The organism is Pseudomonas sp. MHK4, from assembly GCF_054600775.1.
Genome location: NZ_BAAIAK010000005.1, coordinates 211,520 through 237,468, shown reverse-complemented (window position 1 = coordinate 237,468; position 25,949 = coordinate 211,520). Strand labels below are relative to the sequence as shown.

Below are 25,949 nucleotides of genomic sequence, written 5' to 3'. Positions count from 1 at the left end.
GACGGCCTGACAGGCCACAAAAAACCATCATCGAAACCATCGGTGGCCTCAACTCATCAGGAGTTTCCATGACCCATCAATACCCGGAACCAGACCTGACATACCTGCAAAAAGTCCTGCTGGAAATGCTCGCCATCCCCAGCCCCACCGGCTTCACCGACACCATCGTGCGCTATGTCGCCGAACGCCTTGAAGAGCTTGGCATTCCTTTCGAGATGACCCGCCGCGGCACCATCCGCGCCACCCTTAAGGGCAAGAAAAACAGCCCGGACCGCGCCGTTTCCGCCCACCTGGACACCATTGGCGCCGCCGTGCGCGCCATCAAGGACAACGGTCGCCTGACGCTGGCCCCCGTGGGCTGCTGGTCCAGTCGCTTTGCCGAGGGCAGCCGGGTGAGCCTGTTTACCGACAATGGCGTAATCCGCGGCAGTGTGCTGCCCTTGATGGCCTCCGGTCACGCGTTCAACACCGCCGTGGATGAAATGCCGATCAGCTGGGATCACATCGAATTGCGCCTGGATGCCTACTGCGCGACCCGCGCCGATTGCGACTCGCTGGGCATCAGCGTCGGCGATTTCGTCGCCTTCGACCCGCTGCCGGAGTTCACCGAAAGCGGCCACATCAGCGCCCGTCACCTGGACGACAAGGCCGGCGTCGCGGCATTGCTGGCAGCGTTGAAAGCGATCATCGACAGCGGCGAAGAGCTGGCGATCGATTGTCATCCGCTGTTCACCATCACCGAGGAAACCGGCAGTGGCGCTGCGGCGGCATTGCCCTGGGACGTCAGTGAATTTGTCGGCATCGACATCGCGCCCGTCGCGCCCGGCCAGCACTCCAGTGAACACGCGGTAAGCATTGCGATGCAGGATTCCGGCGGGCCTTACGACTATCACTTGTCGCGGCACTTGCTGCGCCTGGCCAGTGACAACGAGCTACCGGTACGCCGTGACCTGTTCCGCTACTACTTCAGCGACGCTCACTCGGCGGTCACCGCCGGCCATGACATCCGCACCGCCCTGCTCGCCTTCGGCTGCGACGCCACCCACGGTTACGAGCGCACCCACATCGATAGTCTCGCCGCCCTCAGTCGCCTGCTCGGCGCCTATATCCTCAGCCCGCCGGTGTTCGCCAGCGACGCACAGCCGGCCCAGGGTTCGCTGGACCGGTTCAGTCACCAGATCGAACACGAAACGCAGATGGAAAGCGATACGCGGGTGCCGTCGGTGGATAGCCTGGTGGGGCAGCGGTCGGACAGCTGAGCCAGACATTGTCATTACCCGATCGATCGCCATAGCCAGCAGGCTGGCTCCCACATTGGTTTTGTGGGAGCCAGCCTGCTGGCGATGGCGTCAAACCCGGCAACGCAGGAACCAGGCTAGCCCCGCCCCGTGATTCACCGTAGCATCGCGCCATTGATTTGACCGAGGTGCCTATGCTGATTCCCCACGACCAACTTGAAGTCGATACCCTGACTCGCCTGATCGAAGATTTCGTGACTCGCGACGGTACCGACAATGGCGACGACACGCCGCTGGAAACCCGTGTATTGCGGGTTCGCCAGGCATTGATCAAGGGCCAGGCCCTGATTGTCTTCGATCCGGAAAGCGAGCAATGCCAGTTGATGCTCAAGCATGACGTGCCCAAGCATCTATTCGACTGATTTCCTGGTTCGAGCCAGCTTGCGCTGGATTCGCTCGTAGATCTCGGAACGGTGCACGTTGACATCCTGCGGGGCTTCGATGCCGAAGCGCACATTGCCGCCATTGACGGCAATGATGCGCACCGAAATGGTGTCGCCGATGGAAATCAATTCGCCGACTGCGCGACTCAGTACAAGCATGGCTGTGGTCCTTCAGGGTTATCGGACCTTGAAGATGCCCGGCGCATCGTGGGCCTACAAGACATCCGCGGTAATCCAGACCAAACCTACAAGCACAGACCTACCTTGCCGAAGGAAATGTCTGACACACCGCTTCAATCAAGCAAGGCCGATTCGTCAGGAGGCCGAGAAGCGCGGGCCGAACAGGATGATGCTTGCCCCGATGACACACAGCGCCACGCCGAGCCAGTCAGAGCCCAGTGGTCGAATCCGCTCGACCACCGCCAGCCAGCCAATCGAAGCAATGATGTAGATACCGCCGTAAGCGGCATAGGCACGGCCTGCATAAGTCGCTTCTATTCGCGTCAGCAACAACGCGAACAACGTCAGGCTTAGCAGCGCCGGCACCACCCACCAGGCAGTTTTACCCTGGCGCAGCCACATCCAGAAGGCGAAGCAGCCAGCAATTTCAAACAGCGCGGCGAGGAAAAACCACAGGTAATTGAGCATGGGAAGGTCTCGCGAGGATGGCCGTTGGCGGCCACCCTAACGAGGCTGTTGCAGGCGGGCAAGTTCAGCTTGCGGATTGTTTGGCCTTGGCGCGCATCTTGTCGGCCATCTGGGTCATTTCGTTGTAGAGCAGCTGCGGGTTCTTCTGCTTCAGCGCCCAGGCCTGGCGGCCCTGTTCGTGGGGCAGGATCATGAACTCGCCAGCGGCGACCTGCTGGTAGATATAGTCGGCAATGTCGGCGGCACTGATGGGCGAGCTTTCCAGCAACTTGCCGACCTGCGCTTTCATGGCCGGCGTCGGGCCGCGGAAGGAGTCCAGCAGATTGGTCTGGAAAAACGATGGGCACACCACGTGCACGCCAACTTCCTGATGCGCGAGTTCGATCAGCAGGCTTTCGGACAACGCCACCACGCCGGCCTTGGCCACGTTATAGTTGCTCATGGCGGGGCCTTGCATCAACGCTGCCATCGACGCGATGTTGATGATCTTGCCCTTGCTCTTCTCCAGCAATGGCAGGAAGGCCTTGCAACCCTTGACCACACCCATGAGATTGATTGCGATCTGCCAGTCCCAGTCCTCCAGGGACAGCTCGCTGAAGAACCCGCCCGAAGCCACGCCCGCGTTGTTGACGATGACGTCAATGCCGCCCAGCTTGACTTCGCAAGCCTGGGCAAAGGCAGTCAGCTGACTGTAGTCACGCACGTCACAGCGCTGGGTGAAACCGTCGCCACCGGCCTCGCGCACCATTTTCAAGGTTTCCTGCAATCCCGCTTCGCTGACATCCGACAAGGCCAGCTGCCAGCCTTCGCGCGCCCAGCGCAGCGCGATTTCGCGACCCAGGCCGGAGCCCGCGCCAGTGATCATCATGCGATTTTGCATAGCAAACAGCCTTGTTGTTCCGGGGAAGATGCGTCGAGTGTAGCGAAGGACATCGGCCGCCCCACGCTCTATCAGATTGCTGAATGCCCCGGGCAAACCGCAGACGCGGCTCAACCAACTAACTCGACAACAGACTCACGGCTGCAAGGTTGTAAAAACAGCAAAAAAACTTGGAATTTTCTGCCCTGCGTCGCGGTCGGATTTTTTAAGCAGCTCGAATAAATGACATTCCCGCTGACTGTTAGCAGCTAGGTCATTCCTGAATACTTACAGCAAGGAAACAGACATGGGCACAATTCTTCTGATCATACTGATCCTGTTACTGATCGGTGGTCTACCGGTCTTCCCACACTCCAGAAGTTGGGGTTATGGTCCGTCCGGAATCATCGGCGTAGTGTTGGTGGTGATACTGATCCTGTTGTTGCTCGGCAAGATATGACGTTCTGAGAGGCAAACAAACGCCGCAGAAATTTAATGCCAGTCAGATAAACCTGACTGGCATTGTTTTTTCCAGAGTTTGATTCACACGTTAGTGAAAATCCCGCTGACCGGATCGATATTGCCTGCATAAGGCACGCTGGTTCCGGCGGCCTTGGCAATGGTTGCCCATATTCGCTGCATATCAACGAAGTGCTCGCCGATTACCGGATTACCCGTGTGATGTTTACGATCGGCTTGCGACGTGATATTCAAATACCGCCCTGCGCCGTCTCCGCTTTTGAGCAGTCCGCTCGCGCCGCCCATCAACACCATCGGCATGTCGATCATGTGCTCAGGGGCTCCATCGGCCATTTCGCTGGTGAGTACGACAAGCGTGTGTTGCAACAGGTTGTCGCTGGGCACGTGGGGGTCCTGATACCTGGCCAGCTCATCCATGAACAGTTTGACCTGCTTGACGTACCATTTGCGGGTTCCTCTCCAGGGCTCCTCCCCGGCGTAGCGATGTGCACAATCATGGGGATTACTGGTGGAACTGACATCAACGATATTCAGCGACTCTGCCGAGCGCCCAATCTGTATCGTGGCGACGCGGGTAATCCCGCAACTCAAGGCCGTAGCCACCACTTCATGATGGTTGGCCTGTATACGGGTTCGGTGCAATGCCGACTGATAATCCAGCGGTTCGAGCGTTACAGGCTTGCACTCACCCACCGGCGGCCGGGTATCTTCGAGATCCTTGATAACCTGCTCCACCGAGTCCAGATGGGTATCAAGCTTTTGTCGCTCTGCGGCAGAAAGCTTGCTTCTGAGCTCCTGGATATCCACCAGGGATGCCTCCAGCAGGGTACCGGCCCCAGGCTGTAGCGCGCCCCGAGTCTGAGCGGGCGACTTGAACAACGATTCCGCCATCAGCCTTGGGTCACGGTAGGGGGTACGAATCGAACGTTCCTGAAAGGACACAAACCAGGGCGTGCCATCGATGCCGGCGTGTGGACCGGCAAACAGACTTCGATGCGATGGCTCAGTGCCCGGTAACGCTTGCCCCAGCAATACGTCAATGGACGATTGGCTCTGTGCACTATCACGCAATACCCAGTTCCAGCCACTATGACCCACGTTCCCCGGCCCCAGCATCATCCCGCGCAGATACAACGACTGGTTGCGATAGGCCGCCAGCTCGGAACTGACTTCATTAAGCGTGAAGGCCGTGGTATCCGTCCCCTGTGCAGTGGGATGCCACAATCCGCGCCCGTCACCGAAACCACCGCCATTGAAGGAGTCCACCGCCAGCCCATCGGGGACCACCACAAACACGACCTTCAACCTGGCTTGCTGGGATTGCCCCGCCAATGCCATCCGCGCCAATCCGAATTGGGTCAACGGACCAAAGACACTCGCCGCAGCCAGACCCGCAAGAAAGCGTCGACGACTTTTCAGAATGCCCATGATCAGTTCCTCTCGGTCTTGTAGGTGAACGCCTTGGAGGTACCCAGGGTTCGCAACATTTCTGCCAGTGACCCTGAAGTTTTCAATCCATCGGCAAGCGCTTTCACAGTCCCCGAGGTCGAGGCATCGGATTTGGTGCCGAATACAAACCGGAAGTAACTGTCGGCCATGCAGAACTGGGATGCCGGATGGCGTGGAATGATTCGGGCAATATCCCGAACATCGTTGATCGGCTCCGTTCCGGTCGAAGTGATAAACGGACCGGAGGCGTCGATCGGCATGGTTTGTGGGTACTGGTTGTAGTTGTAGGCGTTTTCCATCGTGCGATAGCGGCCCGCCGCATCGTAGTTTTGCAATGCCGCCCCGGTGTCATTCATGAATTGATGGCATTGCCAGCAACGCCCACCTGATGCCTGTTCGCCGTTTACCAGATCCCAGTATTCACGGGTAGTAATTGCCCGGGTTGGAAGCGTAGGGCCGTCAGGCTGGGCTTCCACCGGAGCGCCGAACTCACGGCAGAACATCTGCTCACGAACCATGATCCCACGCTTGACCAATGAGGTGCTCACCAGGTCTGACGTGGCAGTCTGAGTCAGCCCCAGATGCAACAACCCTCCGCGTTTTTCGTCCACCGCGACCTTTTGCATCGTGCTGCCCGTGACGCCGCTGATTCCATAATGCGCAGCCAGCTCCTGATTCAAATAGGTGTAACCCGGGTTGAACAACTCACTCAGGGTTCCCGAACCCAGTAACATGTTTTTGCTCAGCAAATACTGCTCCTGGGTCATGAGTTCGATCATGTGTTTGCTCAGTCCCGGTTTTTCCTGCACGCCCCTAGCGGTCTTGACGTAGTAGCTGACGAATCGGTTGAACTGCTCGATACCGCGATCCGTTTGCATCATTCGCTCAATCTCTGCAGAGATCTGTTGTGAGGTCCGCAGTTCGTTACGCTGCGCCTTGGCCAGCAGCTCGACATCCGGCGTCGTGCCCTCGAACGCGTAAGAAAGCGCAGTCGCCACCTCGAACGGCGTTAACTCGTACACATTGTTTGCCAATGCTGTCGCCGTCCCCAGCTCGGAGCGATAGAGAAAGTTCGGCGACATCATCAGAGCAGTGATCAATGCCGGCGACCCTTGCTCGTCGAGGACTTTCTGGTAACGCAACCGCTCGGCGTCAGTCACGGGCCGTCGGAACAATTGATAACCCAGAGAGGTGACCAGGTCGCTGCCTGTCCGGGAGGTGGCCAGCGCTCTTAACCGCGATGGCGACACCTCCTTTGCCACCGACAATGCCATGTCATAAAACTTTTTGACGTCCTCTGCCTGCAGGACACCCTTGTTCGCCTCCCCTGGGTACTTGAAGTCTCTTTCCGACTTGTCCGCCGGCAACTTCTCGGGATTGATTTCGACGCCCAGAATGTCCCGGACGCTGGCGGCGTACTCACTCGGCGTCAACAATCGCAACTGCCGCGCGCCATAGGACTCGGTCGAATCCAGATAGGGTTTCCAGACGACGTTGAACAAGTGCTCGCTGATTTCAGTTGCACAGGTAGTGTCGCAATGCCCTGATACCGGCATGGTCTTGATTGTTTTGACCAGCGCTTCCTTACCCGCCACGCTCCATCTCAAGGCCCTTTCCAAATTGTTGAAATATTCCACCGCATGGCATTTGGTGCAGGTTTGAGCCAGGACCGTTTCACCCAGGTTTTCGACATGTTGATACGCTGTGACTGGAAGCTGATGGTCCTCGCTGGACTCATCGATCACTACCGCTTCCAGTTCCGGGCCGGGTTTTTCCTTGGAGTAGAACGGATAGATGACCTTGTACGTGCCATAGTCGAGTATCAGCGTCGTCGTGCCTCCCCACGGAATGTCGATGCGCCGGGGTTCGGTATTGCCCGGGCCGTCGCTGGCCAGATTAACGTGCCATTGAACATCGCTGACCGATGCAGGCTTGGCCGGTGCCTGGATCGTCACCTTGACCTCGAGTTTGATCGGACGCTGGCGGTAGCTCAGGAGAATGCTCTGATTCCTGTTGGTTTCAGACAAGACAAAAGAGCGGTTGCGTTCCTGAGGTATCCAGTCTTTTACATCGTTGAGCCGTAACTGATACTGACCAAAAGGCAGTCCGTCGAGCACCAGGGCGGATTCACTGTCGGCCGGGTTCCAGGAGAGTTGCACCAGCCGGCTATTACCATCGGGACCTGTCAAATAACCACTGATCATCTCGTTTTCCGCACCGGGCGGTGCCAGCATCGGGCGTAACGACAATTGAGTGGGCGGCAACCCGGTGCCGTCATAACGCACGCGGTAAATGACCCCGGCGACGTCGTCGCTGATCAGAAGACTGTGGTCGGGCAATTCCAGAAATTCGACGGGACGACCTATACACGAGGCGTCCAGGCAATAGACATCAAACTGCTCGGGATTCTGTACGAAACCATTGATCAACGGGATCTGGTTGACCACTCGCGTACCGCCCTGAACAGTCAGCATTTGGACGTCCATGCCGGGGCGAGCGGTGGAGCCCGCGCCATGCATCGCGACCAGCAACCGCTGAGTCCCTGCGGCGGCCGGGTAACCTGACCAGAACTTGACCCCAAGCGGTGCCGTATTAGTCCCCGACGCAAAAGCGGCCGGCACATAATCAGCCGGGTTGATCTGTTCGAGCGGCTTGTCGGAAACAATGGCTCCAGGCACCAGCGGTGGCTGGATCACGCCAGGGTTCTGGTACTCCTCCTGGGTAAATCCGGGGGTGTCTTTGCCAAACCGGTAAGGCACGCCAAAGTGCAAACCGGGACCACTGATCCAGTTGACCTCGTCAGGGTTGGGGAAGCCTTGGCGATTATTGTCGCTGAACCATATCTTGCCGTCCTTGGGATTCCAGTCGAAGCCGACGGAATTACGGACGCCCAGGGCCAGCGTTTCCGACTGGCCGGTTTCCAGGGAATAACGCAGGATCGTCCCATAACGCTTGTCGGCGGGGATCATGCACAGATTGCAGGGGATACCGACCGCCGTATAAAGCCACTTGTCCGACGGATCGATCGGGTTGAAACGCAAAGGGTGCTTCATGTGCCAGATGCGTGTGCTCGACCCCGACGATGGAGGGGGCAAGGGAAAAAGCTTGTCGTCGGCAGGAAAGTTGAAAACCCGCTCGGGTTTCGGATCCTTGAAATTTTCGTCCGCGTTACTCAGGCGATACAGGCCACCCGTAGTCGAGTAGTACAGATCGCCATCGCGATAGGCAACGCCATGGGGCTCTTCCAGTCCGCTGGCGATGACATGGACGCCTGTGGGTTTACCGGCCCCATCCAGCGGTAACGCGTAGATCATGTCACCTATTTTTCCGTCATAGACGTACGAAGGAATAGCGCTGGAACCGACATACAATACGTTCTTGCCCATAGCCATCTGCCTGGGCTGAATCAGCCCCTGGGCAAACACCTCGATTTTTATCCCCGGCAAACCACTGAGTTTGCCTACCTCAACGGGTGGGCGGTACTTCACTGTCACCGTCTGCTCATCCCCCTGCGTCTCCTTGAACGAAACAATGCGCGGGGTGTTCAGCGGCAGGTAGCCATCAGCGCCATTCATCACCAACTGATAGTCGCAAGCTTTCAGATTATCGAGGTGGGTCGTTTCGTTGGCCTTTGCACTGATTGCAATCTCTTCGGCCTTGCAACGCAAAGTCCCGGTGACCACCTGATCCGCGCGCGCGACACCAGGTACCGCCGGTTTCAGGGGCGCTTTGCCGCTGAGGGTAGAAAAGTTCAACGTCAGTCGATTGCCCTCGAAGCCACCGCACTCCCCGAGGTCCTTCCATGCATCCTTCCATGGCCCGTTTACAAGGAATGGCTCGTAGACCGGCAGTTGGCACCACTGCCAACTGCCGACACCCAGCGGTGCCTCGGCGTCTTTCCAGCATTCAAGTTGCCGCCCGGTATGCTGAATCTGTTCCCCTTGTTGATAAACCTTGTGCTTTTCATAGGCGGGTGCGGTGCAGGCCCGGGGTGAGGGAGGTGCCTGCGATGTACTGGAGAACACCTGGAAAGTGATGGCAGTGCCGAGCACCACCAGACACGCGAGCAACAGCAAACGAAACACGCCAGCAGACTTATTCATGAAGCAAGCCTCACTCGTCAACCAGGTGTTTCAGCCGAAGAAATCTGCAGACTCAGTGTCCCGCGGCAAATCACCTGAATCGAAGTGGCAGGCCGAAAATAGCTGCCGCCAACCCCGACGTTTCTATTGGAATGTCTTCCAATGCGGTTCCACTGCGTGACGAAGACATGGCTTCTAAGCCATAGATACAGGAACAAATAGACATTCATCCTTGCACAACTTCCCCACCCTCAACGTCGCTGTCAGAAACGTTGGAGCACCTGTATAAAACCCCTCGAACACCGAGGCTGTCTACTGTCAGAGTTGACAGGTGCAAGCCCGCGACGCGGCACACCGCCTTCTCGTCGGGCATAAAAAAATCCGATGCCAGTACAGGCATCGGATTTTGATTACCGGCTCGACACTCGGTTGGCCTTGGCTCAACCGAACCTCGTCGTCATGGACTGGCGATTCAGTCCGGCTTGCCGTCAACCACACCGGCGGTGTTATCAATCAGGCTCTTGGTTGCCGTTTGCAGGAAGGCTTCGAGCTTGGTTTTAAGCTCAGCGGTACGCGGTGCATTCGCAACCACCACGGCACGAGGTGTAGCCCCCAGTTCGTACTGGTACATCTTCGGCTCCATGTCCTTGTCCTTCGGCAACACCAGGATCTGGTCCGCGGTGATGATCGCGGTGGTCTGCTCGCTGCCCGATGGCTTGATCACGCCAAAACCTGTATCGCCCTCAGGCAGGTTGAGCAAGTCGCGGCCCCAGCACTGATGACGCACTTCGCCACCGATTCGGCCCATGATGGTCGGCACGATGTCGACCTGAGTGCCAACGGTGTGGTCGAGCGTGCCGAATTTCTCCTGGATGCCCGGCGCGATCATCAGCATCGGCACGTTGAAACGGCCCAGGTCCATTTCGGTGATCTGGCGCTCGTTGCCGAAACCGTGGTCGCCGACGATGACAAACAGGGTTTCCTTGAAGTACGGCTCCTTGCGGGCCTTTTCGAAGAACTGTCCCAGTGCCCAGTCCGAGTAACGCATGGCCGTCAAATGTTCGTTCAGGCTGCCGCGATCGGTCACACGCTCAACCGGCAAAGGGCTCGGCAAGGCGTATGGCGTGTGGTTGGACAGGGTTTGCAGCAAGGCATAGAACGGTTTCTTGTCCTTGCCATCGCGGGCCTTGAGCTCAACCAGGCCACGGTCGAACATGTCCTGGTCGGACACACCCCAGGTCGGATCGGAGAACACCGGGTTAACGAAGTCGTTACGCCCGATGAAGTTGGTCATGCCCTGGTTGCTGAAGAAACCCGACTGGTTGTCCCAGGCGAAATCGCCGTTGTAGACATACACGTCGTCATAGTCGCGAGCGCTGAGCAGCTGCGGCAAGCCGGACAGTTTGTGGCTGCCCTCCGGGGTCTGCATCAGGTATTCGAAACCCGGCAGGTTCGGGAAGCAGGCCATGGTGGCGAACATGCCTTGGTGGGTGTGTGTACCGTTGGAGAAGAAGCGGTCGAACAGCAGCCCTTCCTTCGACAGTTTGTCGAGGTACGGCGTGATGTTGCCCGGCCCACCCAATGCACCCACCGAGTGGCCGGCCATGCTTTCCATCAGGATCACGACGACGTTCTTGATCGGCAGGGTCTTGTCCGACGGCGGTGTGTAGTCGCGACGCACGGCGGCGGTCTCGCTATCCACCAGTTTGTCGTCCTTCATCACCAGCAGGTCGCGCACGGTCTGCTGCGCCATAGGTTGCGGCAATGTGGCTTTCCAGATGTTGTCGCGATCTTCGGACATCCGGCTCTTCGCCGCCGCCACCAGGGACAGGGTGCCATTGAGGCCCAACTGGTTGGCGAAGTTGGAATCGGTGGTGTAGACATCACCCCAACGCATGGGCGGGCCTTGGCGCAAGGTGCCGCGGGCCGCAACCACGCAGATCAGCAGGCACACCACGAAGACCATGGCGCGCGTGTACCAGGGAGCAACCTGACGGGTACTGATGCTGCCGCCGCTGAACGGGCCACGAGGACGCGTCGCACGGTCGGCGCCCTTGAACGCCAGGCTCAGGATCCAGGTACCCAAGGCCCAGGCCAGCAGGTAGCGAACCACCGGAAAACCGTACCAGAGCATGCTCATCACGGTTTTCGGGTCTTCCTTCACATACTGGAAGACCAACCCGTTGAGGCGCTGGTGGAATTCACGGTAGAAGTCCATCTCCATCAGGCCCAGGAACAGCGCGATGCTGGAGGTCACCGTCAGCCAAAAGCGCAAGATCCCGCGCGCCGCCATGGCCCGGGCACTGACCAGCGCCAGCACCAGCGGAACACTCAGGTAGACCACCAGGCGCAGGTCAAAACGCAAGCCATTGGCAAATGCTTCGAAAAAAGTCGCGGCCGGTGTATCGAGGATCATTTCGCGGTTGTAGACCAGCAGCGCGAGGCGCAGTGCGGAAAACATCACCATCATGACCAGAGCGCACAACAGCGTGTAGGCCAGATGCGATTTGACGGTCGGTTGCAGCAAGCGACTCGATGCTCGCTTCTGACTCAGGGCGTCCGGGATTGCCATGTCGTTTTTAGGACCTTGGAAGTTGAAGTTTCGAAAATACAGCTGCGCCCTGCCCTCTGTTGGCCGGTACTCGGCCCCGGGGTTTGCGCGGTGCGCAAATGTTGCACGATCAATCGCGGCATTGCCATTGATTACTGTTCGTCGATGGCGGCGCGGGCGAATTGTCTTGGAGGCTTTGTGAAAATTTTGTGCAACGAATATCTGGAAACACAATAAAGGTTCCAGACTTCGATGGCGGTTGGGGGGCTTCAACGTCAAAAGATCGCAACCTTCGGCAGCTCCTGCAGAGGCTGCGATCTTTCGATCGGCTTTACTTCTCGGCGCGCTCTTTCAGGGCTTTCAACGTATTGAACGGAGCATCAACCACAAACTTGTTGGCCACCATCGATGGCACGCTGCCGCCCGGCTCGGTATGCACCTGGTAGGTCACTTCGACCTGATCGCCCTTGGGTACGAACTTCCAGAAACCGTCGACCTTGGCGACCCGGACAAAGCCTTTTTCTTCAGGAAGGTATGTCGGTACGCCCTCGAGCTTGCGGGTCAGGCTGCCATCGGCGCCAACAGTCGTGGTGATGTGCACCACCGAATCACGGGGCGTGACCGGCCATGGCGTATTGAACTGGGTGTAGGTCCAGCTCTGATCGCCTTCGCGCTTGAGCAACTTCTGGGTCTTGCACTCGTGAATCCAGGCGCAGGTGCCAACCACGTCTTCCTGCAATGCGCGCAGTTTGGCCACGGTGGTCTTCATCAGGGTGACGCCCTGATAGGCCTTGTAGTCGGAGCCGGCCACTTCACTCAGGGATATCTTGATGCCGTCTTCATTTTTGGCGACCTTCCAGTCTTCGGCCTGGGCGACCGAAGTGGCCAGGACAGCCGTCAAACCACACAACACAGCCATACGATGCAGCGAACCCATAATCTTATTCCTTATTGTTGAAGTTCCGTTCGTAGAACACATCACGCGGCCGTCATTTGCTCCCACCAGCCAATCAAGCGAATAGCCTCTTCGCTGCTGCCGCCACACACCTCGACGTCCGCCTCGAACGCCGAACACACCGCCGGGCGCTCGGGTTTACCGAAAATGTTGCACAGGTTTTCGGCAGATAGCTGCAGGCAACGTTCCCCAGCGGCTTTGCCATGGGGCATACCGGGAATCGGCGAACTGATGGAAGGGGCGATGCAGCAGGCGCCGCAGCCCTCACGGCATTTCATGACGAAAAGCTCCTCGCAACGAGCAATGTGTTAAAGGACGGGACACAGAGTAACCGCTAAAACAGTTGTTTTAAATTACTCGGCCAAGGGTTTTTACACGCAAGCGCGCGTGACCGGGCAGTCTCCGACCAAGCGTCTGGCTGGCGGGTCATGCAAAGGCGGGATTTACCGCTTGAATTCGAATTCCAGCGCCGCGCCTTCGACTTCACGGCGTTCTTCGTTACGCAGTTGCAGTTGCATTTCGTTATTGATCAGCTTGCCGTTGATCTGGAACTGGTTATTTTTGTCGCCGAACATTTCCGGCAATACCGGTTCGCGCTTGGGCAAAGGCACTGTACCGACCGGTTTCAGCTCTTCGACCATGTCCTTGGGCAAACTCAAATCCAGGTTGGCAGACGGTATCGGGGTTTTCACCACCTCGCTGGCCGGTTTTGACTTGGCCGCAACCGGCGGGCGTTTTTTCACCGCGGCGGTCTTTTTCGCCGGTGCGGTTATATTCGCAGGTGTGGTTTTTTTCGGAGTGCTGGCGGTGGGTTTTTCCTGCACGGGTTCGGCCTCCGCAGACGCCGGCTGAACACTCACTAACAGGCAGATCAACAGCCAGACGGCAGGAAAAATCGGCTTCATGTACCCAACGCTGCAAACGGCGAAAACGACAGAGGTGCATATGCTCGCCTGTTGCGCGCCCCGTGACAAGCTCGGACCGAAACCGCCCGGTCAAAAGCCGCCGGCCATCTCCTGGCAGAGCTGGGTGGCAAGCATGCCCAGGGTCATCAACGCACGTTCGGCTTCGCGGTTCCACGGGATGCCACAATTGAGCCGGATACAGTGATTGAACTGCTCGGTGTTACTGAAGATCAGCCCCGGCGCGATACTGATGCCCTGCTGCAACGCTCGCACGTGCAAGTCCTGGGTATTGACCCGTCCCGGCAGACTCACCCACAAAATGAACCCGCCGGTAGGCCGGGTCATCTGCGTGCCTTCAGGGAAATACTGCTGAACGGCCAGTTGGAAGGCGCTGAGGTTCTTGCGGTATTCCTGGCGGATGTACCGCAAATGGCGGTCGTAACCACCGTTTTCCAGATAGGCGGCAATGCCCATCTGCGTGACGCTGCAGGCCGAATGGGTACTGAAGGTCTGCAGGCGCTGGATCTCCTGCTGGTACTTGCCGGCAATCATCCAGCCAATCCGCACCCCCGGCGACAGGGTCTTGGAGAAGCTGGAGCAATAGATCACCCGATCCAGCCGGTCGTAGGCCTTGAGCGATTTGGTGCGGCCCTGCTCGAACATCAGCTCGCCGTAGATGTCGTCTTCGACTATCTGGATATCAAAGTCCGACGCCAGCCGCAGCAGCTGTTTCTGCCGCTCTTCAGGCATGGTGCCACCTAACGGATTACTCAGACGAGTGGTCAGCACCAGCGCCTTGATCGACCATTGGTTGGCCGCCAATTGCAGGGCTTCCAGGCTCATGCCGGTGGACGGGTCGCTGGGAATTTCGATGACCTTGAGGCCCAGGAGGTCGGCCAACTGCAGCAAACCGTAGTAGGTCGGCGACTCGGCCGCGATCAGGTCACCGGGCCGGGTCAGCACCCGCAGGGACATCTGCAAGGCGTCGACGCAGCCGTGGGTGATCACCACTTCCGAGGGGTCGACCACCACGCCAGCATCGCGCATGCGGATCGCCACCTGTCGGCGCAAGGGTTCGAAACCGGGGCTGAACATGTAGCTGAAAGCCCGCGGGCTATGGAACCGGGTGACCTTGGCCAATTGCTGATGCAGCGCCCGCACCGGCAGATAGTCGACGCTGGGCACCGCGGCGCCCAAGGGAAAAACGCCTTCGCGGCGCGATTCGACCAACACCTGCTGGATGATGCTGCTGCGGGTGACCAGGCCTGGACGTTCGACCCGGGCGATGTCCGGGGTCGGCGCGGTCAGCGCCGGGGTCTGGTGCACGTAGTAACCGGACTGCGGCCGCGCGCGGATCAGCCCCTGATCTTCAAGGTTGGCATACGCCTGCAGCACCGTGGCATGGCTGACGTTGAGCTGCGAACTCATCTTGCGCACCGAAGGCACGCGCTCTCCCGGTTGATAGACACCCCGGCGGATGTCTTCGGCCAGTTGCTGAGCAATACGTTGGTAGAGCAAGAGGTTGGTCATGACGCAGCACTCGATTACACGGGCATATTATTGTTGTGTGAAACAATACCGGAACAGTTTAGAAGTGTACTGGGACAGTTGCCACAATAGTCGACAGTACAGTGCAGTGTCAGCAAGAACTGTACTGTTTTGCGAGATATTTGGCAGACATAAAAAAACCCGGCGCTGACATGGCAGGCCGGGTTTCCAATTGACGCAACCTTTAGCGGGCGGCGCCCAACTGGCCTTTTTCGTCGGAAAACACGATTTCCACCCGACGGTTCTGCGCACGGCCACGCTCGGAAGCGTTCACGTCCACAGGGAATTCATCGCCGTAGCCTTCAACCTGGATGCGCTTGTCGTCGATGCCCAGATCCATCAAGACATCAGCCACCGATTGAGCGCGGTCCCGCGACAACTTGAGGTTGTCCTGTTTACCACCGGTGCTGTCGGTGTAGCCCTCGATCCGCACCACGCGCTTGGGATTGAGCTGCAGGAATTGCACGATCTTGAGCACCACGCGATTGGCCGAGTTTTTCAACTCAGCTTCGCCGGTGTCGAACAGCACATCGCCCAGGGTCATCACCAGGCCACGATCCGTCTGGGTGGTCGCCAGCGCGACAATCTGTTCTTCGAGCAACTTGCCCTGCTGCTGCACGCTGAACAGCTTGGATTCGCGCAGCGCCAGTTGCAGGCGTTGACGCTCCAGTTCGAGCTTCGCTGCGCGCTCTTCGTTGAGCACCTGGTTGGTGTGCTCACGAGCGATTTCGCTGTAGCGCTGGCTCAGGTAGGCGTAATGCACCACGTCCGAGCCGCTGCCCCAGTAGCTGGACAACCGATCGGCACGAGCCAGGGATTCACCGGCACGAATCACGTCCTTTGGAGCGATGCGCAACACATTGGAGTCTTCCTTGACCTTCTGGAAATCAGCACCGGCCTGCTGCAAGGCCGCTTCACTGTGCTGACCGGCACAACCATAGAGGTTCATGCAGCCGGCCAGGATCAAACCGCCGAGGGTTAGGGTCTTGAGGCTCATTGGGCATCTCCCAGTTGCTTGTGCAGGCGGGCGATACGGGCATTGAGCACGTTCAGTTGCTCTTCGCTCTTGAGGGTCAGGACCCGGGCTTCAGCCAGGCGCGCATCCAGCTCGGCCTGTTCGGCGCGCATCCGCGCATTCCTGAACGATTGGTCGGCCATGCTGCCCTTGGCGCGGTTGTACTTGTCTTCGGCCAGTTTCATTTCCGGCACTTCGTCGGCAGTGGCGCCCACGGCCTTCGCTTGCTCGAGTACCTGCTCGGTCAGGCGCATTTGTTCATTCGGCGCCGGATCGGCTGCACAACCCGCCAGGGCCAAAAGGGCCAGGGCAGCGAAAAGAGATCGGATACTCACTAAAAATCCTTACTGTTTTGGGGCACTGACAGGTTGTTTCTGCCGTTGAGAAAGTTGAGCATTCCAGCGCTCGATATTGCGCAACAGCGTGGCCTCCGTCAGTCCGGACGCGGGCAATTCTGTCATCTTTTTGGCCAGCTGTCCGCGTAACCACGGATCGTTGCAGGCGGAGTTATGGGAAACCGCCAGGAACAGTCCAGGTTTGTCGACCGGTCGCTCACGGGCGATCAGGTCATTGGCCATGCCCAACGTCTGCGCCATTGCCATGCCGGAGTAGCGCCCGGCCAGGACAAATTCCACCTCGCCCAAGAGCAGTTTCTGAAAGGCCTGGGTCAGGTTTGGCGTACGCGTGAGGGTCAACTGCTGCTCGGCGAAAGTGCTGAATGCCGAAGTCAATCGAGACTTTTCCGACAAAGCGCCCGAATGACCGTGCAGGTCCTGGACTTCGTTGTAGACCAGCGACGAATCCTTGCGGGTCCAGACCAGGTAGTCGTTTTCCAGCAACGGTGGATGAATGTAATCCAGGGATTCCAGTTCAGCGACTGTCAAAGGTGCATCGGCGAGCATATCCATGCGCCCGCTGCGTACTTCGTCCAGGGCCTGGGCGCGTTTGCCGGCGTAGAGCATTTCGACCTTGATCCCCAACTGCCCAGCTACCTGCTGCAACAGGTCGGCACTGGCGCCGATCAGGTGTTTGGGATTTTGCGGGTCTTGCCACAGGTACGGTGGGGCATCCGGGCTGCCGGTGACCACCAGGCGTTCGCATTTTCCGGCGGCGACGGACAGCGTCGGCAAAAGCATCAATCCCAGCAAGCTCCACGCAAGACGCAGATCCATGGCAATACTCTCCCGTTGAGACCGTGTATATCCCTGTAGGAGCGAGCTTGCTCGCGATGGTCTCAAATGCGCCGCGTTCATGCAGAATGCGCGCGTCATCGTTGACGTCCATCGCGAGCAAGCTCGCTCCTACAGAAAGAAAGAGCAAAAAAAAGCCCGACCAAAGGGTCGGGCTCTTTATAAGTGAAGCAGCCGGATTAGACCAGCTTCTCCAGCTCAGGGATGGCTTCGAACAGGTCCGCCACCAGGCCGTAATCGGCCACCTGGAAGATCGGCGCTTCTTCGTCCTTGTTGATCGCAACGATCACTTTGGAGTCTTTCATGCCGGCCAGGTGCTGGATCGCGCCGGAGATACCGACCGCGATGTACAGCTGTGGAGCAACGATCTTGCCGGTCTGACCGACCTGCATGTCGTTGGGTACAAAACCTGCGTCGACTGCGGCGCGCGAAGCACCGACGGCAGCGCCCAGCTTGTCGGCCAGGGCGTACAGGTGTTTGAAGTTGTCACCATTCTGCATGCCACGGCCGCCGGAAACGACGATCTTGGCAGCGGTCAGTTCCGGACGATCGGACTTGGCCAGCTCTTCGCCAACGAAGCTGGAGATGCCAGCGTCGTGGGCAGCGCCAACGGCTTCAACAGCCGCCGAACCACCGGTCGCGGCAACCGGGTCGAAACCGGTGGCACGCACGGTGATCACTTTCACTGCAGCGTTCGACTGAACGGTAGCAATGGCGTTACCGGCGTAGATCGGACGCTTGAAGGTGTCGGCGCTTTCTACCGAGATGATCTCGGAGATCTGGTCAACGTCCAGCGCAGCGGCAACGCGCGGCAGGATGTTCTTGCCGTTGGAAGTGGCGGCAGCCAGGATGTGGCTGTAGCCCTTACCCAACTCTGCAACCAGAGGAGCGACGTTTTCCGGCAGTTGGTGAGCGTAGGCAGCGTTATCAGCTACCAGTACTTTGCTCACGCCAGCCACTTGCGCAGCGGCTTCAGCCACGGCGCCAGCGCCCTGGCCTGCAACGAGAACGTGGATGTCACCGCCAATCTTGGCGGCGGCAGCAACGGTGTTCAGCGTGGCCGGGGCCAGCACTTTGTTGTCGTGTTCAGCAATAACCAAGATAGTCATTTAGATTACCTTCGCTTCGTTTTTCAGTTTCTCGACCAGTTCAGCCACCGACTTGACCTTGATACCCGCGCTGCGTGCAGCCGGCGCTTCGACTTTGACGGTCTTGTTGGTGGAGGCGGTGGAAACGCCCAAAGCGTCCGGAGTCAGCACTTCGAGAGGCTTCTTCTTGGCTTTCATGATGTTTGGCAGGGACGCGTAGCGCGGCTCGTTCAAACGCAGGTCGGTGGTGACGATGGCCGGCAGTTTCAGGGAAACGGTCTGCGCGCCGCCGTCGATTTCGCGAGTTACAGCAACGCTGTCGCCGCTGATTTCGACTTTCGAAGCGAAAGTACCCTGACCGTAGCCGCTCAGTGCAGCCAGCATCTGACCGGTCTGGTTGTTGTCGCTGTCGATCGCTTGTTTGCCAAGGATCACCAGCTGAGGCTGTTCCTTGTCGACAACCGCTTTCAACAGTTTGGCAACGGCCAGGGAGGTCAGGTCTTCGGCGGACTCGACGAGGATGGCGCGGTCGGCACCCAGAGCCAGCGCGGTGCGCAGTTGCTCTTGAGCGGTGGACGGGCCGACGGAGACGACGACGATTTCAGTCGCAACACCCTTCTCTTTCAGGCGTACGGCTTCTTCCACGGCGATCTCGCAGAACGGGTTCATCGACATCTTGACGTTGGCAAGATCGACGCCGGAATTGTCCGCCTTGACGCGAACTTTCACGTTGTAATCCACAACGCGTTTGACAGCTACAAGAACCTTCATGGATTCCTCGTTACTCTCCGGTGAAAAGAAAGTCGCCTAGGCGAACCTGGCGGTTGATGCTCATCGGGCGCAAGGGCACCTCCAAAAACGCCGGCAAAGGTGTCAAGTGACCATCGCTCATGATCTGTATGACCGTTCGTCAGTGGTGACTGAGGAGTCATTCAACATCGCGGCGTGTAAACTGCGCATCAAGCAAGCGCAGCGCATCACTCTCTACTGCCATCGCCCTGTCTTTAGAGGTGCTCTTGAAACCAACAGTCAGCCTACGGCGAGCGCAAAACCGACCGTATCTTGACCGGAACACCTATTCCGGTCAATACGCCAAAATGGCCGTTCATAAGCCGGGTGACTTTGATTTCTCTGGCTTGGAGCCATTTCAAACAAACGTTTGTATTGGACGCTGAGAGTGGTGTAGATATAATGCGCCACCAAAGAGAAAGGTGGTTAATCGATTGTCCTCTCCCGGCGTAACGCAGGGATTCACGGATGCGACACCCAACCTCCACATTAGAAAAAAAACTGTTGAGCCTTGAGTAGGAGATAACCTGTGGAACGCGAATACATGGAATTCGACGTGGTCATCGTCGGTGCCGGCCCCGCTGGTCTTTCCGCTGCCTGCCGATTGAAGCAGAAGGCCGCCGAAGCCGGTAAGGAAATCAGCGTCTGCGTGGTCGAAAAAGGCTCCGAAGTCGGTGCTCACATCCTGTCCGGCGCGGTGTTCGAACCACGGGCCCTGAACGAACTGTTTCCGGACTGGAAGGCACTCGGCGCGCCGCTGAACACGCCGGTCACCCGCGACGACATCTTCGTACTGAAAAACGCTGAAAGCGCGCAGAAAATCCCCGACTTCTTTGTGCCCAAGACCATGCACAACGAAGGCAACTACATCATCTCCCTGGGCAACCTGTGCCGCTGGCTGGCCCAGCAGGCCGAGAACCTGGGCGTGGAGATCTACCCGGGCTTCGCCGCCCAGGAAGCCCTGATCGACGAAAACGGCGTGGTTCGCGGGATCATCACCGGCGACCTGGGCGTTGACCGCGAAGGCAATCCGAAAGAAGGCCTGTATACCCCGGGCATGGAACTGCGCGGCAAGTACACACTGTTCGCCGAAGGTTGCCGCGGCCACATCGGCAAGCAGCTGATCAAGCGTTTCAACCTGGATACCGACGCTGATGCCCAGCACTACGGCATCGGCCTCAAGGAAATCTGGGAAGTCGACCCGGCCAAGCATCAGCCAGGCCTGGTGGTGCACACCGCCGGTTGGCCGATGGACATCATGGGCACCGAGAACACCGGTGGCTCGTTCCTCTATCACCTGGAAAACAACCAGGTGGTCGTGGGCCTGATCGTCGACCTGTCCTACAGCAACACCTACCTGTCGCCGTTCGACGAGTTCCAGCGCCTCAAGCATCACCCGGTGCTCAAGCAGTACCTGGAAGGCGGCAAGCGCATCAGCTACGGCGCCCGCGCCATCTGCAAGGGCGGCCTGAACTCGCTGCCGAAAATGGTCTTCAAGGGCGGCGCGCTGATTGGTTGCGACCTCGGCACCCTGAACTTCGCCAAGATCAAGGGCAGCCACACCGCGATGAAGTCCGGCATGCTCGCCGCTGAATCCGTGGCTGACGCACTGTTCGCAGATAAGGATGGCACCGAAGAGCTGACCACTTACGTCGACGCATTCAAGAACAGCTGGCTGCACGAAGAACTGTTCGCCAGCCGTAACTTCGGCCCGGCGATCCACAAGTTCGGCGCGATCGTCGGTGGTGGTTTCAACTGGCTGGACCAGAACATCTTCGGCGGCAAACTGCCGTTCACCCTGCACGACACCAAGCCGGATTACGCGTGCCTGAAACTGGCGGCCGACTGCAAGAAGATCGACTACCCGAAACCGGACGGCAAGATCAGCTTCGACAAACTCAGCTCGGTGTTCATCTCCGGTACCAACCACGAAGAAGAACAGCCGTGCCACTTGAAGCTGACCGACCCAAGCATCCCGATCAGCAAGAACCTGCCGCTGTACGACGAACCCGCCCAGCGTTACTGCCCGGCCGGCGTGTATGAAGTGATCACCAAGGAAGACGGCGAGAAGCGCTTCCAGATCAACGCCCAGAACTGCGTTCACTGCAAGACCTGCGACATCAAGGACCCTGCACAGAACATCACCTGGGTGACGCCGGAAGGCGCTGGCGGCCCGACTTACCCGAACATGTAAGCCGAACCGCGAACATCAAGGCTCCCGAAATGGGGGCCTTTTTGTTGCCTGTAATTAATGATCCTCCGTAGGAGCCGGCTTGCTGGCTCCTACAAGGGAAATGCGGTGGATCAGGCTGCGCGCTCGTCGCCAGGATTACGCTCGAAGTAGCGCTTGTACTCGCGACTGAACTGCGACGTGCTTTGATACCCCACCCGATGCGCCACCTGCGCCACGCCCAGCCCCTCGCCCAGCAACAACTGCTGCGCCCGAAGCAAACGCAATCGCTTCAGATACTGCACTGGCGACAGCAAGGTGCTGCGCTTGAAATGCTCATGAAACGTCGACGCACTCATGTTGGCGCAACTGGCCAGAGTCTCGACGTTCAGCGGTTCGGTGTAGTGCGCATGCAGATGACTGAGGGATGCCGCGATCCGCGCGAATTGCCCCTGCTGCTCGACCAGAGCGCGCAACACATCCGCCTGCGGACCGCGCAAGGCAACGAACAACAACTCGCGCAAGCGCGCTTGCCCCATGATCTGGCATTCCAGCGGATCGTGCAGGCAACGCAACAGCCGCTCGACACATCCGCGCATGGCGTCATCAAGCACCGCCGAGGTCATGGACTCCGGTGTTTGTGCCGGAATATGCCGCCCCGGCGCCAGGCCCATCGCCAATACCAACTCACCGAGCATCACCCGGTCGATCGCAACAGAAACACCCAACATTGGCCCGCTCGGCGCGGCAAAGGTTTCACACTCGAACGGCACCGGCAGCGCCTGAATCAGATAATGCCCTGCCCCGTACTCCAGGGTGCGGGGGCCCAGGTACGCGAGTTTGCTGCCCTGGGCGATGATCACCAGGCTCGGCTCATAGATCTGCGGGCCACGGGCCACATCGCAACTGGCGCGCAGAACCTGCACGCCCGGCAACGCGGTCGGGACGAAACCGTCGCGCGTCGATAGCGGCTCAATCAGCGAAACCAGCGCGGCGTTGGCATCAAGGTGACGTGTTAACAGCATTCAAAAAGCTTCACGGAAAAAGGGATGCAAACATCATCGCAGGTCTGATCGCCAATGCGATCGATCAAGGGCGGATGCCGGAGGAATAGGCATGACACCCGGAGGAATCGCCATGGCCGCGATGGGGTCCGGTGCCCAGAATGCGCCACCTCACCTGTTAGCGCTTTTGCGAGGTTCACCATGTACACCGCCATCGGATACGCCGCCCAGTCGGCCACCACGCCCCTCGCCCCGATAAAATTCGAACGCCGCAGCCCACGGCTCGACGACGTCGCGATCGAGATTCTCTACTGCGGCGTTTGCCACTCCGACATCCATCAGGCCCGCAACGAATGGGGCATTGCCGTTTACCCCTTGATGCCCGGCCACGAAATCGTAGGCAAAGTTACCGCCGTCGGTGCGAATGTCACTAAACACAAAGTAGGCGATCTGGTCGGCGTCGGCTGCATGGTTGACTCCTGCCGCAGTTGCGACGCCTGCCAGGCCAACCTCGAGCAATACTGCCTCGCGGGTCCCACCATGACCTACGCCACCCCTGACCGCGTCGATGGCAGCAACACCATGGGCGGCTACTCCGACAGCATCGTGGTCAGCGAGCACTTCGTGGTGCGCATTCCGGAAAAACTCGACCTGGCCAGCGCCGCGCCTATCCTGTGTGCCGGCATCACCACCTATTCGCCACTCAAGCACTATGGCGTCAAGGCCGGCGACAAGGTGGGCATTCTCGGCATGGGCGGCCTGGGCCACATGGGCATCAAGTTCGCCAAGGCCCTGGGCGCCGAAGTGACGTTGTTCACCCGTTCGGCGAGCAAGGCCGAAGAAGCCCGTCGCCAGGGCGCGGACCACGTCATCGTGTCCACCGATGCCGAACAGATGAAGGCCGCGGCGGGACATTTCGACTTCCTGCTGGACACCATTCCGGTGCAGCACGACCTCAACCCCTACCTCGACACCCTGCGTTTCGATGGCGTGCACATCCTGGTGGGCTTGATCGAGCCGGTGGATCCACCCATGCACGCCGGCAAACTGGTGATGAGCCGTCGCGTGCTCGCAGGTTCCTTGATCGGCGGCATCGCCGAAACCCAGGAAGTGCTGGATTTCTGCGCCGAACACAACATCACCTGCGACATCGAAATGCTCGACATCCGCCAGATCAACGAGGCTTACGCGCGCATGATCGCCGGTGACGTGAAGTACCGCTTCGTCATCGACATGGCGACCCTCAAGGTTTAAACCTTGAGGCCAAGCTCCGCCGACAGCCGGGCCGTGACCCCTTTGATCAGGGGAATCAGCTCGGCCATTTTTTCCAGGGGCATGTACGGCACGGTGCTGGCGATGCTGATGCCGGCGACGATGCGTTTGCTGGCATCGCGGATCGGCGCCGCCACGCAGCGGATCGACGGTTCGTTGTCTTCCAGGTCGAAGGCGTAGCCGCCAGCCACGTATTCGACCATGCGCTGCTGAAACTGCTCCCAGGACTGCTCCGGGTGCTGCGGCCAGAACAGATTTTTCCCACCTGCCGGCAGGCTGACTTCGTACAGGCGCTGCCATTCCTGCGGCGAGTCATCGAGCATCAACGCCTTGCCGATCCCGGTGCGCGCCAACGGCATGCGATGGCCGACACGCGAGCGCATTTCGGGACCGTTGCGCCCCGGATTCTTGAGCAGGTACAGCACCTCGTCGCCTTCACGAATGGCCAGGTGAATGGTGTCGCCGGTCAACGCCGACAACTCATCCAGATACGGCCCGGCCAGGGTCACCAGCGGCAATTCTTCGCGCGCCTGGAACCCCAGTTCGATCAGCTTTGGCCCCAACAGATAACCGACCTGCGGCACCACCCGCAGATAGCGCTCGTCCACCAGGCAACTGGCCAGGCGATGGGTGGTGCTGCGCGTGGTGCCGATCAACCGGGCGATTTCCTTGAGGTCGCGGGCGCCACTGGCCACGGCCTGGACCACACCCAGACCGCGAAGCAGGGTCTGGGTGCCAGTCGGCGCGGCGTCCTTGGCGATTTTTGGGGCGTCTTCCTGCATATCCAGCCTTTACCGTTGAGCGAGTGAACGGGCGGCATTATGGTCGCCCGCAGGTCACGACTACAACTTGATACGCTCGACCTTGCCTACCAGCAAGATGTAGGAAAATGCACCGATCAGCGCCAGCACCGAGATATAAGTGATGGCCGGGGCAAAGGAATCACCGCTGGCGAGGAAGCCGATCACGATCGGCGTGGCGATGGCCGACAGGTTGCCGATGAAGTTGAACACCCCGCCGGTCAGCCCCAGCAAGCGCGCCGGCGCCAGGGTCGACACCAGCGACCAGGTGATCGACGCCAGGCCATTGCCGAAAAACGCCAGCGCGAGGAAGGCAATCACCAGCGGCGTCGACTCGACGAAGTTGGCGCCGATGATCGAAGTGGAAATCAACAGGCCACTGATGATCGGCAACTTGCGCGCGAACCCTACCGTGTAGCCGCGACGGATCAGCAAGTCCGAGAAGTACCCGGAACACAGCACGCCGACGAACGCCGCCAGAAACGGCAACGACGCCAAGAGGCCGGACTTGATGAAGTCCATGCCGCGGTATTTCACCAGGTAGGTCGGGAACCACGTCAGGAAAAACCACAGCGTCGAGTTGAGGCAGAACTGGCCGAGGTAGATGCCCCAGAGCTTGCGCTTGGTCAGGACGATGCCCAGGTCGGTCCAGCTGAACTTGGCCTTGACCTTGGCCTGCTCGGCCTGGATATCCACCAACCCGCCGCCCTCGCGGATCAAGTCGATTTCGGCCTCGTTGGCGCCTTTGAAATCCCGTGGTTCGCGATACACCGCGTACCAGATCACCGCCCAGAGAATGCCCACCACGCCGGTGGCGACAAACACCATGTGCCAACCGAATTCATGTTGCAGCCAGGCCAGCACCGGGGTCAGGAAGGCCAGGCCGACAAACTGCCCGGAGGTGTAGAAACCGATGGCCGTGGCGCGCTCGCGCTCCGGAAACCAGGTGGTGACCACGCGGCTGTTGATCGGATAGGCCGGCGCTTCGAGGGCGCCGACTGCCATGCGCAATACGAACAGGGCGATAAAACTGCCGGCGAAGCCGAGCATGACCGTGGCAATCGACCACAGCAGCAATGCAGCGGTGTAGAGAATGCGCGGCGGCACCCGGTCCACCAGCCAGCCACCGGGAATCTGCATGGCGGCGTAGGTCCAGCCGAAGGCCGAGAAGATCAGGCCGACGTGGATTGGATCGATGCCCAGGTCGCTGGTCAATGCCGGCGCGGCGATCGACAGGTTGCTGCGGTCGAGGTAGTTGATCACTACGGTGATGAACAACAGCACCATGATGAAAAAACGCTTGCGGCTGGGCGCCGCCAACGACGCCTGCCCGGTAAGGGTTTGCGGTTGCATGGGGAGTGCCTCTTCTTATGTTTATTGAGGTCGAAACCAGGTAACGCAGATCTCCCTGTCCATGGAGATCTAACTGTGGGAGCCAGCCTGCTGGCGATGGCGGTGTGTCA

General features: G+C 59.1%; 23 protein-coding genes. 5 read left to right on the top strand and 18 right to left on the bottom strand.

What is annotated here, in order from left to right; translation table 11 throughout:
* Positions 1-68 precede the first annotated feature (68 nt).
* Positions 69-1,259 (top strand): osmoprotectant NAGGN system M42 family peptidase, encoded by a 1,191-nt coding sequence (locus ACYP2Q_RS15400; protein WP_459731226.1) that lies wholly within the window; start codon positions 69-71, stop codon positions 1,257-1,259.
* Positions 1,260-1,432: 173 nt separating this feature from the next.
* On the top strand, positions 1,433-1,660 hold the full coding sequence (locus ACYP2Q_RS15395) for a YheU family protein (protein ID WP_008060849.1): 228 nt from the start codon (positions 1,433-1,435) through the stop codon (positions 1,658-1,660).
* Here the strand turns inward: ACYP2Q_RS15395 and csrA are convergent.
* The 3 genes from csrA to ACYP2Q_RS15380 all read right to left on the bottom strand — a co-directional run bounded on the left by csrA (position 1,649) and on the right by ACYP2Q_RS15380 (position 3,209).
* A complete protein-coding gene (gene csrA / locus ACYP2Q_RS15390; RefSeq protein ID WP_459731224.1) occupies positions 1,649-1,840 on the bottom strand; it encodes a carbon storage regulator CsrA in 192 nt (63 codons plus the stop codon). The genes ACYP2Q_RS15395 and csrA overlap by 12 nt on opposite strands.
* 156 nt (positions 1,841-1,996) lie before the next feature.
* Positions 1,997-2,329 (bottom strand): YnfA family protein, encoded by a 333-nt coding sequence (locus ACYP2Q_RS15385; protein WP_459731222.1) that lies wholly within the window; start codon positions 2,327-2,329, stop codon positions 1,997-1,999.
* Between the two features lie 64 nt (positions 2,330-2,393).
* A complete protein-coding gene (locus tag ACYP2Q_RS15380; protein WP_459731220.1) occupies positions 2,394-3,209 on the bottom strand; it encodes an SDR family oxidoreductase in 816 nt (271 codons plus the stop codon).
* Positions 3,210-3,495: 286 nt separating this feature from the next.
* On the opposite strand from ACYP2Q_RS15380, the gene ACYP2Q_RS15375 reads away from it, so the two are divergent.
* Complete coding sequence (locus tag ACYP2Q_RS15375; RefSeq protein ID WP_008060837.1) at positions 3,496-3,648, top strand: DUF3309 family protein; 153 nt, start codon at positions 3,496-3,498, stop codon at positions 3,646-3,648.
* Positions 3,649-3,731: 83 nt separating this feature from the next.
* Here ACYP2Q_RS15375 and ACYP2Q_RS15370 read toward each other — a convergent pair whose 3' ends face one another.
* The 12 genes from ACYP2Q_RS15370 to ACYP2Q_RS15315 form a co-directional block, all read right to left on the bottom strand.
* The gene (locus tag ACYP2Q_RS15370; protein WP_459731218.1) at positions 3,732-5,096 is read right to left on the bottom strand and encodes a DUF1552 domain-containing protein; all 1,365 of its coding nucleotides are present in this window, start codon (positions 5,094-5,096) and stop codon (positions 3,732-3,734) included.
* Positions 5,097-5,098: 2 nt separating this feature from the next.
* A complete protein-coding gene (locus ACYP2Q_RS15365) occupies positions 5,099-9,220 on the bottom strand; it encodes a DUF1592 domain-containing protein (protein WP_459731216.1) in 4,122 nt (1,373 codons plus the stop codon).
* 451 nt (positions 9,221-9,671) lie between these two features.
* Positions 9,672-11,771 (bottom strand): LTA synthase family protein, encoded by a 2,100-nt coding sequence (locus ACYP2Q_RS15360; RefSeq protein ID WP_459731214.1) that lies wholly within the window; start codon positions 11,769-11,771, stop codon positions 9,672-9,674.
* Positions 11,772-12,081: 310 nt separating this feature from the next.
* The gene (locus ACYP2Q_RS15355) at positions 12,082-12,687 is read right to left on the bottom strand and encodes an START domain-containing protein (protein ID WP_459731212.1); all 606 of its coding nucleotides are present in this window, start codon (positions 12,685-12,687) and stop codon (positions 12,082-12,084) included.
* A 41-nt stretch (positions 12,688-12,728) separates the two neighbouring features.
* Entirely contained in the window at positions 12,729-12,983 is a 255-nt protein-coding gene (locus ACYP2Q_RS15350) for a YkgJ family cysteine cluster protein (RefSeq protein WP_459731210.1), read from the bottom strand.
* Positions 12,984-13,148: 165 nt separating this feature from the next.
* Positions 13,149-13,610 carry a translation initiation factor 2 gene (locus ACYP2Q_RS15345; RefSeq protein ID WP_459731208.1) on the bottom strand — a complete coding sequence of 154 codons (462 nt, stop codon included), beginning with the start codon at positions 13,608-13,610 and terminating at the stop codon, positions 13,149-13,151.
* A 90-nt stretch (positions 13,611-13,700) separates the two neighbouring features.
* Positions 13,701-15,140 carry an aminotransferase-like domain-containing protein gene (locus tag ACYP2Q_RS15340; RefSeq protein ID WP_459731207.1) on the bottom strand — a complete coding sequence of 480 codons (1,440 nt, stop codon included), beginning with the start codon at positions 15,138-15,140 and terminating at the stop codon, positions 13,701-13,703.
* A gap of 202 nt (positions 15,141-15,342) precedes the next feature.
* Positions 15,343-16,155, bottom strand: coding sequence for an OmpA family protein (locus ACYP2Q_RS15335; RefSeq protein WP_459731205.1), 813 nt, complete (start codon positions 16,153-16,155; stop codon positions 15,343-15,345).
* Positions 16,152-16,508, bottom strand: a complete 357-nt coding sequence (locus ACYP2Q_RS15330) for a DUF4398 domain-containing protein (protein WP_459731203.1) — start codon at positions 16,506-16,508, stop codon at positions 16,152-16,154. The genes ACYP2Q_RS15335 and ACYP2Q_RS15330 overlap by 4 nt, the downstream gene beginning before the upstream one ends.
* Before the next feature lie 9 nt (positions 16,509-16,517).
* A complete protein-coding gene (locus tag ACYP2Q_RS15325) occupies positions 16,518-17,345 on the bottom strand; it encodes a substrate-binding periplasmic protein (RefSeq protein ID WP_459731201.1) in 828 nt (275 codons plus the stop codon).
* A gap of 197 nt (positions 17,346-17,542) precedes the next feature.
* Positions 17,543-18,472 carry an electron transfer flavoprotein subunit alpha/FixB family protein gene (locus ACYP2Q_RS15320; protein ID WP_046815974.1) on the bottom strand — a complete coding sequence of 310 codons (930 nt, stop codon included), beginning with the start codon at positions 18,470-18,472 and terminating at the stop codon, positions 17,543-17,545.
* Positions 18,473-19,222 carry an electron transfer flavoprotein subunit beta/FixA family protein gene (locus tag ACYP2Q_RS15315; protein WP_007987229.1) on the bottom strand — a complete coding sequence of 250 codons (750 nt, stop codon included), beginning with the start codon at positions 19,220-19,222 and terminating at the stop codon, positions 18,473-18,475.
* A 547-nt stretch (positions 19,223-19,769) separates the two neighbouring features.
* On the opposite strand from ACYP2Q_RS15315, the gene ACYP2Q_RS15310 reads away from it, so the two are divergent.
* The gene (locus ACYP2Q_RS15310) at positions 19,770-21,434 is read left to right on the top strand and encodes an electron transfer flavoprotein-ubiquinone oxidoreductase (protein WP_459731200.1); all 1,665 of its coding nucleotides are present in this window, start codon (positions 19,770-19,772) and stop codon (positions 21,432-21,434) included.
* 110 nt (positions 21,435-21,544) lie between these two features.
* Here the strand turns inward: ACYP2Q_RS15310 and ACYP2Q_RS15305 are convergent, their stop codons facing one another.
* Positions 21,545-22,435: an AraC family transcriptional regulator gene (locus ACYP2Q_RS15305; protein WP_459731199.1), complete on the bottom strand. Its 891-nt coding sequence runs from the start codon at positions 22,433-22,435 to the stop codon at positions 21,545-21,547.
* Between the two features lie 180 nt (positions 22,436-22,615).
* On the opposite strand from ACYP2Q_RS15305, the gene ACYP2Q_RS15300 reads away from it, so the two are divergent.
* The gene (locus tag ACYP2Q_RS15300; protein WP_459731198.1) at positions 22,616-23,668 is read left to right on the top strand and encodes an NAD(P)-dependent alcohol dehydrogenase; all 1,053 of its coding nucleotides are present in this window, start codon (positions 22,616-22,618) and stop codon (positions 23,666-23,668) included.
* Here ACYP2Q_RS15300 and ACYP2Q_RS15295 read toward each other — a convergent pair.
* Together ACYP2Q_RS15295 and ACYP2Q_RS15290 are read right to left on the bottom strand one after the other, a co-directional pair.
* Positions 23,665-24,468: an IclR family transcriptional regulator gene (locus ACYP2Q_RS15295; protein ID WP_459731197.1), complete on the bottom strand. Its 804-nt coding sequence runs from the start codon at positions 24,466-24,468 to the stop codon at positions 23,665-23,667. The two genes, ACYP2Q_RS15300 and ACYP2Q_RS15295, sit on opposite strands and share 4 nt — an antisense overlap.
* Positions 24,469-24,528: 60 nt before the next feature.
* A complete protein-coding gene (locus ACYP2Q_RS15290; RefSeq protein WP_459731196.1) occupies positions 24,529-25,839 on the bottom strand; it encodes an MFS transporter in 1,311 nt (436 codons plus the stop codon).
* Positions 25,840-25,949: the final 110 nt, after the last annotated feature.

Bases quoted from the DNA above. Each gene is read 5' to 3' on its own strand.
- csrA (WP_459731224.1), bottom strand. From the start codon at position 1,840: ATGCTTGTACTGAGTCGCGCAGTCGGCGAATTGATTTCCATCGGCGAC.
- ACYP2Q_RS15295 (WP_459731197.1), bottom strand. From the start codon at position 24,468: ATGCAGGAAGACGCCCCAAAAATCGCCAAGGACGCCGCGCCGACTGGC.
- ACYP2Q_RS15380 (WP_459731220.1), bottom strand. From the start codon at position 3,209: ATGCAAAATCGCATGATGATCACTGGCGCGGGCTCCGGCCTGGGTCGC.
- ACYP2Q_RS15395 (WP_008060849.1), top strand. From the start codon at position 1,433: ATGCTGATTCCCCACGACCAACTTGAAGTCGATACCCTGACTCGCCTG.
- ACYP2Q_RS15365 (WP_459731216.1), bottom strand. From the start codon at position 9,220: ATGAATAAGTCTGCTGGCGTGTTTCGTTTGCTGTTGCTCGCGTGTCTG.
- ACYP2Q_RS15290 (WP_459731196.1), bottom strand. From the start codon at position 25,839: ATGCAACCGCAAACCCTTACCGGGCAGGCGTCGTTGGCGGCGCCCAGC.
- ACYP2Q_RS15385 (WP_459731222.1), bottom strand. From the start codon at position 2,329: ATGCTCAATTACCTGTGGTTTTTCCTCGCCGCGCTGTTTGAAATTGCT.
- ACYP2Q_RS15350 (WP_459731210.1), bottom strand. From the start codon at position 12,983: ATGAAATGCCGTGAGGGCTGCGGCGCCTGCTGCATCGCCCCTTCCATC.
- ACYP2Q_RS15370 (WP_459731218.1), bottom strand. From the start codon at position 5,096: ATGGGCATTCTGAAAAGTCGTCGACGCTTTCTTGCGGGTCTGGCTGCG.
- ACYP2Q_RS15340 (WP_459731207.1), bottom strand. From the start codon at position 15,140: ATGACCAACCTCTTGCTCTACCAACGTATTGCTCAGCAACTGGCCGAA.
- ACYP2Q_RS15335 (WP_459731205.1), bottom strand. From the start codon at position 16,155: ATGAGCCTCAAGACCCTAACCCTCGGCGGTTTGATCCTGGCCGGCTGC.
- ACYP2Q_RS15375 (WP_008060837.1), top strand. From the start codon at position 3,496: ATGGGCACAATTCTTCTGATCATACTGATCCTGTTACTGATCGGTGGT.
- ACYP2Q_RS15325 (WP_459731201.1), bottom strand. From the start codon at position 17,345: ATGGATCTGCGTCTTGCGTGGAGCTTGCTGGGATTGATGCTTTTGCCG.
- ACYP2Q_RS15315 (WP_007987229.1), bottom strand. From the start codon at position 19,222: ATGAAGGTTCTTGTAGCTGTCAAACGCGTTGTGGATTACAACGTGAAA.
- ACYP2Q_RS15320 (WP_046815974.1), bottom strand. From the start codon at position 18,472: ATGACTATCTTGGTTATTGCTGAACACGACAACAAAGTGCTGGCCCCG.
- ACYP2Q_RS15300 (WP_459731198.1), top strand. From the start codon at position 22,616: ATGTACACCGCCATCGGATACGCCGCCCAGTCGGCCACCACGCCCCTC.
- ACYP2Q_RS15305 (WP_459731199.1), bottom strand. From the start codon at position 22,435: ATGCTGTTAACACGTCACCTTGATGCCAACGCCGCGCTGGTTTCGCTG.
- ACYP2Q_RS15345 (WP_459731208.1), bottom strand. From the start codon at position 13,610: ATGAAGCCGATTTTTCCTGCCGTCTGGCTGTTGATCTGCCTGTTAGTG.
- ACYP2Q_RS15360 (WP_459731214.1), bottom strand. From the start codon at position 11,771: ATGGCAATCCCGGACGCCCTGAGTCAGAAGCGAGCATCGAGTCGCTTG.
- ACYP2Q_RS15400 (WP_459731226.1), top strand. From the start codon at position 69: ATGACCCATCAATACCCGGAACCAGACCTGACATACCTGCAAAAAGTC.
- ACYP2Q_RS15355 (WP_459731212.1), bottom strand. From the start codon at position 12,687: ATGGGTTCGCTGCATCGTATGGCTGTGTTGTGTGGTTTGACGGCTGTC.